Annotated in this window: 14 protein-coding genes; 5 read left to right on the top strand and 9 right to left on the bottom strand. The window is 38.9% G+C overall.

Going from position 1 to position 9,484, the window contains the following annotated elements; translation table 11 throughout:
• Nucleotides 1–310: 310 nt before the first annotated feature.
• The 3 genes from RT445_RS15285 to RT445_RS15275 form a co-directional block, all read right to left on the bottom strand.
• Entirely contained in the window at nucleotides 311–478 is a 168-nt protein-coding gene (locus tag RT445_RS15285; protein WP_274797402.1) for a hypothetical protein, read from the bottom strand.
• An 80-nt stretch (nucleotides 479–558) separates the two neighbouring features.
• Nucleotides 559–1,116, bottom strand: coding sequence for an integrase (locus RT445_RS15280; protein WP_312506175.1), 558 nt, complete (start codon nucleotides 1,114–1,116; stop codon nucleotides 559–561).
• A gap of 193 nt (nucleotides 1,117–1,309) precedes the next feature.
• Nucleotides 1,310–1,693 carry a KGG domain-containing protein gene (locus RT445_RS15275; RefSeq protein WP_396631739.1) on the bottom strand — a complete coding sequence of 128 codons (384 nt, stop codon included), beginning with the start codon at nucleotides 1,691–1,693 and terminating at the stop codon, nucleotides 1,310–1,312.
• 212 nt (nucleotides 1,694–1,905) lie between these two features.
• Between RT445_RS15275 and RT445_RS15270 the strand changes: the two genes are divergently transcribed.
• From RT445_RS15270 to RT445_RS15260, 3 genes are all read left to right on the top strand, one after another.
• Nucleotides 1,906–2,526 (top strand): hypothetical protein, encoded by a 621-nt coding sequence (locus tag RT445_RS15270; protein WP_274796884.1) that lies wholly within the window; start codon nucleotides 1,906–1,908, stop codon nucleotides 2,524–2,526.
• Between the two features lie 94 nt (nucleotides 2,527–2,620).
• Nucleotides 2,621–3,328 (top strand): DNA alkylation repair protein, encoded by a 708-nt coding sequence (locus RT445_RS15265; protein WP_274796883.1) that lies wholly within the window; start codon nucleotides 2,621–2,623, stop codon nucleotides 3,326–3,328.
• A gap of 216 nt (nucleotides 3,329–3,544) precedes the next feature.
• Nucleotides 3,545–4,153, top strand: coding sequence for a copper amine oxidase N-terminal domain-containing protein (locus RT445_RS15260; RefSeq protein WP_313470830.1), 609 nt, complete (start codon nucleotides 3,545–3,547; stop codon nucleotides 4,151–4,153).
• A 43-nt stretch (nucleotides 4,154–4,196) separates the two neighbouring features.
• Here RT445_RS15260 and RT445_RS15255 read toward each other — a convergent pair whose 3' ends face one another.
• Together RT445_RS15255 and RT445_RS15250 are read right to left on the bottom strand one after the other, a co-directional pair.
• Nucleotides 4,197–4,481, bottom strand: a complete 285-nt coding sequence (locus RT445_RS15255; RefSeq protein WP_274796881.1) for a hypothetical protein — start codon at nucleotides 4,479–4,481, stop codon at nucleotides 4,197–4,199.
• Between the two features lie 114 nt (nucleotides 4,482–4,595).
• Complete coding sequence (locus tag RT445_RS15250; protein ID WP_274796880.1) at nucleotides 4,596–5,375, bottom strand: N-acetylmuramoyl-L-alanine amidase; 780 nt, start codon at nucleotides 5,373–5,375, stop codon at nucleotides 4,596–4,598.
• A 309-nt stretch (nucleotides 5,376–5,684) separates the two neighbouring features.
• Here RT445_RS15250 and RT445_RS15245 point away from each other — a divergent pair, with 309 nt between their 5' ends.
• Nucleotides 5,685–6,623: an aminoglycoside phosphotransferase family protein gene (locus RT445_RS15245; RefSeq protein ID WP_313470828.1), complete on the top strand. Its 939-nt coding sequence runs from the start codon at nucleotides 5,685–5,687 to the stop codon at nucleotides 6,621–6,623.
• Here the strand turns inward: RT445_RS15245 and RT445_RS15240 are convergent.
• Nucleotides 6,590–7,414, bottom strand: a complete 825-nt coding sequence (locus RT445_RS15240; RefSeq protein ID WP_313470826.1) for a DnaD domain protein — start codon at nucleotides 7,412–7,414, stop codon at nucleotides 6,590–6,592. The genes RT445_RS15245 and RT445_RS15240 overlap by 34 nt on opposite strands.
• Nucleotides 7,415–7,585: 171 nt before the next feature.
• Between RT445_RS15240 and RT445_RS15235 the strand changes: the two genes are divergently transcribed.
• Nucleotides 7,586–7,969: a VOC family protein gene (locus RT445_RS15235; RefSeq protein WP_274796876.1), complete on the top strand. Its 384-nt coding sequence runs from the start codon at nucleotides 7,586–7,588 to the stop codon at nucleotides 7,967–7,969.
• Between the two features lie 37 nt (nucleotides 7,970–8,006).
• Here the strand turns inward: RT445_RS15235 and RT445_RS15230 are convergent, their stop codons facing one another.
• From RT445_RS15230 to RT445_RS15220, 3 genes are all read right to left on the bottom strand, one after another.
• Nucleotides 8,007–8,426 (bottom strand): hypothetical protein, encoded by a 420-nt coding sequence (locus RT445_RS15230; RefSeq protein WP_274796875.1) that lies wholly within the window; start codon nucleotides 8,424–8,426, stop codon nucleotides 8,007–8,009.
• Between the two features lie 107 nt (nucleotides 8,427–8,533).
• Nucleotides 8,534–8,842: a hypothetical protein gene (locus tag RT445_RS15225; protein ID WP_274796874.1), complete on the bottom strand. Its 309-nt coding sequence runs from the start codon at nucleotides 8,840–8,842 to the stop codon at nucleotides 8,534–8,536.
• Between the two features lie 103 nt (nucleotides 8,843–8,945).
• On the bottom strand, nucleotides 8,946–9,155 hold the full coding sequence (locus RT445_RS15220) for a hypothetical protein (protein WP_274796873.1): 210 nt from the start codon (nucleotides 9,153–9,155) through the stop codon (nucleotides 8,946–8,948).
• Between the last annotated feature and the right edge of the window lie 329 nt (nucleotides 9,156–9,484).

Genomic DNA, 9,484 nt, shown 5'->3' with positions numbered 1-9,484 from the left:
TCAAAGTGGAGGATACGTTTTATTCTGGTGGATAGATCGCTCAATTTGACGGATAAAATCAGAAAAGTAGCGGATAGCTCGCGCTAAGTAACGGATAAAGCAGTCAAAGTGGAGGATACGTTTTATTCTGGTGGATAGATCGCTCAATTTGACGGATAGAATCGGAAAAGTAGCGGATAGCACGCGCTAAGTGACAGATAGAACACTGTAAGCTACAGGATACGCCCCTCAAAGCGAAGTATCCTCGACATTGGTCCAAAAATTACCAAATTAAAATAACACCACAATCAAAGTGATTGTGGTGTAGAGGTTATGATTGAGATTTGCGTGCTTTGTTTGAACGATTACTTTCGTTCGAATTTTTCTTTTGTTCCTGTGTTAAAGGATTATCTTCACGCACATCTAAATCATCTGGACTTAAATCTGTCGCTAATTCCGCCAATTCTGACTGGCGTTTATATTGCTTACCTTTTGTCAAAATAATCACCTCCAAGTAGTATTACATTGCCCTATTTGGTATGATCTATTCCCAGCAAGGTATGAAATAATGATTTCTAGCTATGCTAATTGAACAACCTGCTGGTTCAAAAGATGGTGATAGGCTTGCACATCTTGCTCATATAATGTCTTATATGTTGCAAGGCTATGCTGCATTATATTGTCAAAGTCTGTTTCTGATACGAACTGGTGTATATGGTTAAGAGCTCTTGCGTTATCCCATGCTGTTTGCTCAAATTGAATATTCATTTCGTGTTCTTCAAGCATCATCGTTAATAGATGCTCCTGACGATAAATCTCCTTTAAGGAATATTGTTTTTTCATCGTAAAAATTTCAATTGTGCGTGGTAGTGATGCTTGTAATGCATCACGATCCATCGCATGCCCTAGTTCATGTAAGGTCATTGTTTTTACATACACCTCAAGTGAAATTGGCAGCTTTAGCTCATTTCTCGCTTCTATTAATCGTTTTGCATCGAATCCTACATAATCCCCAATGAAATTGTAACTCATATTAATACCCGAATGGTCTTGTTTTATCGTCACCGTCATGCCTACAGCCTGTATGACGGCGTAGATTACATCATATAGTTCTTTTTCTTTATGTTGTTTTGTCATGATCTCTATCCTCATTTCCTCTAAAACACAAGCTATTGATACTATAATAGAAGCGGATTAAATATATACTAAAATTAGGAGAAATTCAACAAATTTATCCTGCGCTTTAGAGGAAATGCACAATAAAAAAGCGTTTGTAGTTAATCAACTACAAACGCCTTTGGTGTGAAGGGTTATATTATACGTGAATAATTTAGTTGTTATCGTTATTACGACGGTTACCGTTGGAGTTATCACTACGCTGCTTACTGCGAGCTTCTCCACCTTTACGGCCTATTTCCTCATAAAAATCGTCGTCGTGATTTTTTGAGGTAGCTTCTCCGCCTTTGCGTCCAATTTCTTCATAAAATTCTTCGCCGTGGTTTTCAGCCGTAGCTTCCCCACCCTTGCGTCCAATTTCCTGATAAAATTCTTGACCGTGATTTTTAGACGTAGCTTCTCCGCCTTTACGTCCAATCTCTTCATAAAAATCACGATCATGATTTCTGGAGGTAGCTTCTCCGCCTTTACGTCCCGCTTCTTCGACAGTCATGTTTTCATTGTTGTTTCTGTTGCGATTGTTTTGCTTGTTAGCCATTTCTATTCCTCCTAAATATTTTTTTGAGCTTTGACTAGCTCGCTATTTATATTCCCAGCTCAAACACATCTAAACATATTTTCTTAAAAAACTTATTTTTCTATCTTAATAGAACTCTTTCTACCACGTTCAAAATCTCGATAAAATCATATAATTTTACGCTTTCCAATATAATACTAATCTATGGAAGATGAAAGAAGGGTGATGTGAGCGTGACGATTATAACAAAGCCATCAATTGGTTTAACTCAATTTACAGACTTTACGATGAAAGGAAGTGCAGCTAAGACAAAGTTTGTGAAAGATATAAAATATCAGGGAGATTATCATCCGATTAAAGATTATTGGAAGGCCTTACGCGACGGTTTAAAAAAATACCATGAACAGCGCTTGAATGACTCCTATTTACTCGACATTGTGGACAATGCCCTCCCAGCCCGACAGAAAAATTATCAAGAAGCTGTAAAAGCCTATGTGAAATTCTTTAAAAATAAAGATGTAAAATGGTTTGAACCTGGTAAGGCTAATTGGTATTGTGAGGAATTAACAGTAAGATCAAATCCTGAACTCGGTTTAATTATCGATGATACCCCCTATCTAATAAAGCTATATTTCAAAGGAAAAAATGAGCGAATTGATAAACATAAATGTCGATCTGCCCTGACCCTCCTAAAGGATTCCCACTACTCAACGGAACATCCAGAATCAGTGAAACATGCCATTTTAAATGTGCAAAAAGGTCGCTTGATTATAGATGATGATTCTACTGACTATCACCAAATTGCCCTCGAGTCTGATGCCGCACAATTTATGTTTATTTGGAATAGACTTTAACACGCTTCGTGAAACAGCATCGACCATGACAAAAGGACATCCACTATAGGATAATAAGAATGACGTAGAAAAAAGCGAAGAAGGAAGTGCTAGTATGGATGCAGAAATGGTGATGCAGGAGCTAGAGGCTCTAGGCAAGGAACGTACGAAAAAAATGTATATGTCGAATGGTGCGCATGAGCCACTGTTTGGCGTAGCAACAGGTGCTATGAAGCCTATAGCGAAGAAAATAAAAATTGATCAGGCTTTAGCGGAGGAGCTCTATGCTACAGGCAATTATGATGCGATGTATTTTGCTGGGGTTATTGCCGATCCAAAGGCAATGACCGCAGAAGATTTTGATCGCTGGATGGATTCCGCTTATTTTTATATGCTGTCTGATTATGTCGTAGCGGTCACTTTAGCGGAAGCGCCGATTGCCCAAGAAGTGGCGGATGCATGGATTGCGAGCGGTGAGGAGCTGAAAATGTCAGCAGGTTGGAGCTGCTATTGCTGGTTATTAGGAAATCGCAAGGATAACGAATTTTCAGAAAGCAAGTTGGCCAACATGCTCGAAGTGGTGAAAACGACCATTCATAATGCGCCAGAACGGACTAAATCTGCGATGAATAATTTTCTCTACACTGTGGCCATTTCCTATGTGCCACTTCACGACCTGGCTGTTGAAACGGCACAGGCTATTGGTCCAGTAGAAATGAAGCGAGATAACAAAAAAAGCACGACACTCCACGCATATGAAAATATCCAAAAGGAAGTAGAACGAGGACGAGTTGGATTTAAACGTAAATATGTAAGATGTTAATTCGTTGCAGGGCATTGATCCAAAAAAGGGTTGATGCTCTTTTTTGGATAAACTTAGGTATAAAAAAGGCACTAACAAGACACGCATTCCATTGTCTGTTAGTGCCACTTTTGTATTCATTTATCATTGTTCTCAATCTAAAATCCTATAAAAACATGTCAAAATTTACTTTTTAATAGTATAATAACCATGTATTTCAATTTTAGGAGGATTTATATGAAAAAATTAGTATTATTTTTAGCGATGCTGACATTGTTTTTCGCTACAACCTCTATTGCGGACGCTCATCCTGGACGTCTAGATAGTAATGGCGGTCACAACTGTTCAGAAAAATCAAAGGCAAAGGGTCTTTGTTCAGGCTACCATTATCATAATGGCAATGGCAGCAATCAAGGTGGATCGTCTTCAGGCGGACAAAGCAACTATACGCAGACACCTGTAGTAACTGTTGCTCCTGCATTGACAAAAGTGGCGGTTTATTTGAATAATGAAAAACAAAATTATACGCCAGGTGCTTATATGAAAAATGGTACAACCCTCGTGCCAATCAAGGCTATTTTTGAATCGCTTGGGGCAACGGTTTCCTATGATAGTGCCACAAAAAAAGTGACGGCAGTAAAGGACAGTAAAAAAATTGTGATTGGTGTGGGGAATAAAAAAGCTTATGTTGATGCAAATGGTACTTCATCAACAATCACGCTTAGCCATCCTGCTGAAATTTATCAAGGAACAACAATGGTGCCTTTACGATTTGTTAGTCAGGCTCTTGGCGCAAACGTAACATTTGATGAGGCAGCATTGATTGTTTATATCTCGACAAAATAAAGAACAGGCTTTTCAGCAGTACTCTTGTTAGGGTGCTGCTTTTTTATTGTTGCTTTAAGTCAAAGTCGTATTTCTTGTTGATTTTTTTAGCAATCGTCTCTAAAAATAAAGCGACTGTCATTTTCTCGACTTTATTGGTATACCATGCTAATTTCGCTCCGTAGTTCTTTTTATTATAATTTACTTCTAGTGGCCAAAAATTTTTCGTTTTATAGGTATAATCAAACTTTACATATAATTGTTTTCCATCCGGACACTCCATAATTACTTGATATAATGGATTTTTCCTTTCTTGTTCAAATTTCACTTTTCTTATTTTTGTTATCATCCAAACCCCTCCTCTCTTCTACTACATTCGACAAAAGTTTGAGAATACCTCTATTCTAAGAAAAAGGATAAAGCTCTTGATTGCTAATGAGCTTTATCCTTCAGTATCCCCAAGTTAATTGGTTGCTATAAATTTATCGTAATACCGCTTGAGCATGGTCGCCATTTGCTCACGCGTGAGGACGCCGGCTGGGTTCATATTCTTACTGCCATCCCCACGGATGATGCCCTCATTAACAGCCCATTCCCACGCCTCTTTATGGGCTGCGCCTACATCCCTGCTTGATTGTAAACTTGCTTTTTCAGCCAACAAGCTTTTTAGCGCTTCGATTTCCTGTTTCAGCTCATTATATTGTGACACGGTTAATCCCTCCTCAAGTCCATTTTTAATGTCTTGCTGGAACTGTGCTTCTGTAATCCCCATGCTTTTTAAATAGTCAAAAGGATCTGAATGTGTGGTTCCACCCAAATTGTCGGCAATCCAACGATGGGACTTAATGCCATTACCACTTCCATCTAATACAGTAGGAATACCTGCCTCGATGGCTAGTTTACGTAACAGCCATATATATGCCGCATAATCCTTTTTAAATTGTTCCTTGTCAGACGTCCGCGCCAGCTCGACCTGGGCATAGCTATACGGATTGCCTTTCGGACCGCAGCCATATTGCACCCGATTCACTGGGGCTACTTGTACGATTCGTCCACCACCGCCTACCCAGTGGGATACGAAGGCATTGGCTTTATTTTTATTCATATAGGCAATCTCGTTTTCCAATGCGTATGGCCCTGTATTACTGCTATTCCCTGATTCATGCGCCACAACGTATTTTACTGCTACAAGCGCCTGATTAGGTAACCCTGACATCATTTGTTTCTCAATAACATAACTCATAGTGCACCGTCCTTTCCTATCAATTTTTTACAAATCATACTTTTTATTTACAGTTCTAGGGAAATGTTTGTTGCTAAGAGGATCGTACTCATGGGGCTTACTGCTAGAGAGGGAAGGACCCTTGAAAGCAAAGACATTCCCTTATTGTTAGTAAATGCTCGCACTTATGTGATTTCTAGTTAGTTGTGCTCTTTTACTATGTTTTCAATATGAATTTTTTACCCCTTCCTTCTCTCCAAGATATTGACAAAGCAATGTCTCCTGTAGTATTTTGTATCTTCTAAAATATTGAAAGAGAGGGAGAAAAATATGCGTTTAGTAGATATTATGAATCAATTACCAAGCTTACACGGTTTTACGCACATGACAAAAGTCAACAAAGGCTATTCACCTGATGACAAATATCTCATAACCGTTGGGGAAACGCGTTATTTCGTACGATTATCAGACCTTGTGCATCACGAAAAACGCCAAAAGGAATTTGCATTGCTACAAGACCTAGCAAAACAAGGTGTTCATACGCATAAAGCGATTGACTATACGGTGCTTCGTGAGGCCAATTTATCCGCAATGGTCGTCAGTTTTTTGCAAGGCTCCCCTGCAGATGAGACTATCCATCAACTCTCTGACTCCGAGCAATATCAGCTTGGGCTAGCTGCTGGGAAACAATTAAGCGCTATTCATCGAGTGAATCCCCCTCAAAACATGAATTGGGAGGTATCACAGCGAAAGAAATTCTTTACTTATTTTAAGGCATACCAACAGGACTCCTATCATCTTCCACAGGAAGCCAAACTTGTGAGCTTTATTGATGCCCATTTGCCACTTTTAAAGCACCGTCCCATTACTCTACTTCATGATGATTTCCATCTTGGTCACATCATTTGTAAAGACCAGACGTTCAATGGGATTATCGATTTTAATGGCTTTGATGTGGGCGATCCCTATCATGATTTTTATAACCTCGCCTTATTTAGTAGACGACATAGCATCCCCTTTTGTATAGGGCAAATCAATGGCTATTTCCCCTCTGCTCCAGACGAGACTTTTTGGCAGCTCTATGCCTTATATGCTGCCATGACTGTTTTTTCAACCATTGTGTGGACACGTCAATATGACCCACCATCCTTTGACGACGCCTTAGAGAGAATTCAGCTAATTTTACAGGATCATGATCACTTTTCATGGACGAAGCCAATATGGTATACGGATGATTATCCGCTCCCTAATAATGCTAATATTTTTTGACGTTCTGCTTCAAAATCAATAGCTGGCTGCTGATTACTTGGAGGGTCTTCTTCATGACGCTGATGAAACCACTTTGGAATGATTTCTCGACGTCTTTTAGCTTTCTTCGGCTGCACCTGTTGCTTACGTGCTTGAAAATGCTGTTGATCGATTGCGATATCTGCCAGACTTTTTATTTTGTTATTAAACCAATTTTGCAGGATTTTTTCTACATAACTCCAGCGTAAAACATTGTGTTCCACAGCTAGCTTCATCGCATGGACAACCATTTCCTCCGAAAAAATAGTGAGCCAATAATGAATTTTACTCGTGATATAGGCGCATTGAGAGCCAAAGCCTTGTTGCTCATAAAAGTGAGAGGCAGTGGACATAGGTTTCTTATCATCATGATCTTTATTTTTTAGTAATTGGTTATTTAGTAACTTATTCTTTAGTAGTGTCGGCTTTTCCGTTTGCGGTGTTACCGTTGACGGATATCCCGTTGACGGCATGGCAGCACATGTTGGCGCTTCAAAGACGAAAAATTCCACCTTGCCAAACTTGCCATCCTTTGTTCTTTTTTGTGCTTTTTGTAAATAGCCCGCCTCTATCAGTTCATCCATAATACTCGCTGTCGCTTCTCGCCCACATTTACTTCGTGTCGCTAAATCTGAAAGGCTAAAAGACCAATCATCTGGCAAAGACAGCATATAGGCAAGTAACCCCTTTGCTTTCCAGCTTAATTGGTCATCATTTAAAAATTCTTTGTCCAATACAACAAAATTCCCCTTTTTCGCTACGCGATGAATCATACCCATCCCTCTTTCTTGCTGTTGTGTCTATCTTCAATACTTATATAAAGAAATTCCGAGAAAAAGGGACATTCATAAAAAAAAGACATGCCATAACAGCACGCCTTTACAAGCAGGTGAAATCAAATTTTTAGCGAAATTATACTAAAACAATGGAAAGGTGGTAAATAAATGAAAATTGCAGCGTCCCCTCTTACTAAAAAAGTAAATAATGTTTTTATTCATGTCCGAGATTTACATCAATCAGCAGAGTGGTATAGTCAGCTTCTCGGTCTGCCCTATTCTCAAGAAAAGGTAGTATCTCCTGTTTACAATCTACCCGTTACCTCAGAAACAGGTATTACCCTAGATGATCACACATTTGATCCGGGCTTTAAGCTTCAGCCATCAAAACATGTGTTATTTAACTTCTACACCAATAATATTGACGATGCTTATCAATATATCAAAGACAAAGGCATTCCAATTGTTCGTGAAATAGAACGTTTTGATGACTTTGCTTACTTCAACATTCAAGATTTAGATGGGAATATTTTAATGATTTGTGATGGTTAATGAGCAAGCAGAAGCAAACGTTTGCTTCTGCTTCATTTTATTGATATAGCTCTTCATAAACGATGACTTTTAAAGCGGCGATTTCCTCATCTGACAGTTTCCCTTCAACCTTTTGCAGGGCTTCTTCTTGTGTCATCGAGCCATCTTGTAATTTTACTCGAATATCATTCAGCTCTGTGATCCCCACTTTTTGAATCAACACTTTAGTCGCCTCTTCTTTTGTCGTAAATGGCAATGTACTTCTATCTACCGTTTGGGCTTCCTCCATATAGGCCTTTAATTGCGGATCATTTTCAATCGTGTTTTTAATTTCGTCCATTTGCCCACTGTTTTCTAATTCTGTTGATAATGTATCAACAATCTTTTCTGAGGCAAATTTTGTACCGAAATGTAATACACCGTATCCAACCAAGCCAAGGAAAATTACGATGACCACTAGAAATTTAATAAATCTCAACTACTCTCACTCCTTTATCCACGTTCATCATACTATATCCAGTGGGTGGTTGAGAAACAATTCTCTCTAGAAATTATGTAAAAAAACCCCATCTATTGAGATGAGGTTTACTTCACGTATTTCAGATACTTTCGCACAAATTCCACAATGTATAGAACTTCTTCTTCCGTCATCGATAACAACTTGCAAACACGTTGGAGCCTAGCGGGAGATGTTAGTTGCTGGCGAACTTGATGGATATACATATATCTGCATTTACGAGGATTTACTTTGTCGCGTATTTGCTTGTATCGTAAGTAAGCATAACGTGCAAAGGCATTGAGCATTTCCCGCTCCTGCTCATCACGATCCTTTTTAATGGCAGCCTCATCAATCATGTCCGTTTCAAATGTCCGTGTGCCATCTGTTAATTGCATAGTACCACCTCTCTATTGCAAATGTACTCATCCCTATTAAATGCAACAAAAAAAGCCACACCTAGGGTAGATGTGACACTTTTTATGATTTTATATGTAACGACTATGAAGAGCGCATACGTTTCTGATCTCTCTTCTTCAAAATATAGCGCACGATGCTAAGCGTAATAACAATTTCATTAATTAATAGGAACTGAAAACTATAGACATGGGCATTTCGCCAATCATAAATACCCCAAACAATAAGCGTAAAAAGTACAACAGCCAACGTATATCTGGAGGCTTCTGGATAATAATCTTTTTCTTCTTCCATAGGGTACAACATCCTTTCTGGTTAGATGGATTGGATTTTTTGAAAACGGTTGGGTTACTGGAGGTGATGAATAATGTATCCTTCTTTTTTGATCGATAGCATTTCTCCAAATGGTTTAGGTGCCTAAACTGGCGGATAGAAATCTAAATGTGATGGATAAAATGGGCTTTCTGATGGATAGGATTCCATATGTGACGGATACAACGGACAATCTGGTGGATAGCGCTCCTTTTTTGATTGATAGCCCTGCTCCAGACGGATTGGCTGCTCAAACTGGCGGATAAAAATCTATATGTGATGGATACAACGGACAATCTGGTGGATAGCAC

Source organism: Lysinibacillus sp., from assembly GCF_032093475.1.
GTDB lineage: Bacteria > Bacillota > Bacilli > Bacillales_A > Planococcaceae > Lysinibacillus > Lysinibacillus irui.
This window is presented reverse-complemented; position numbering and strand designations above follow the sequence as displayed.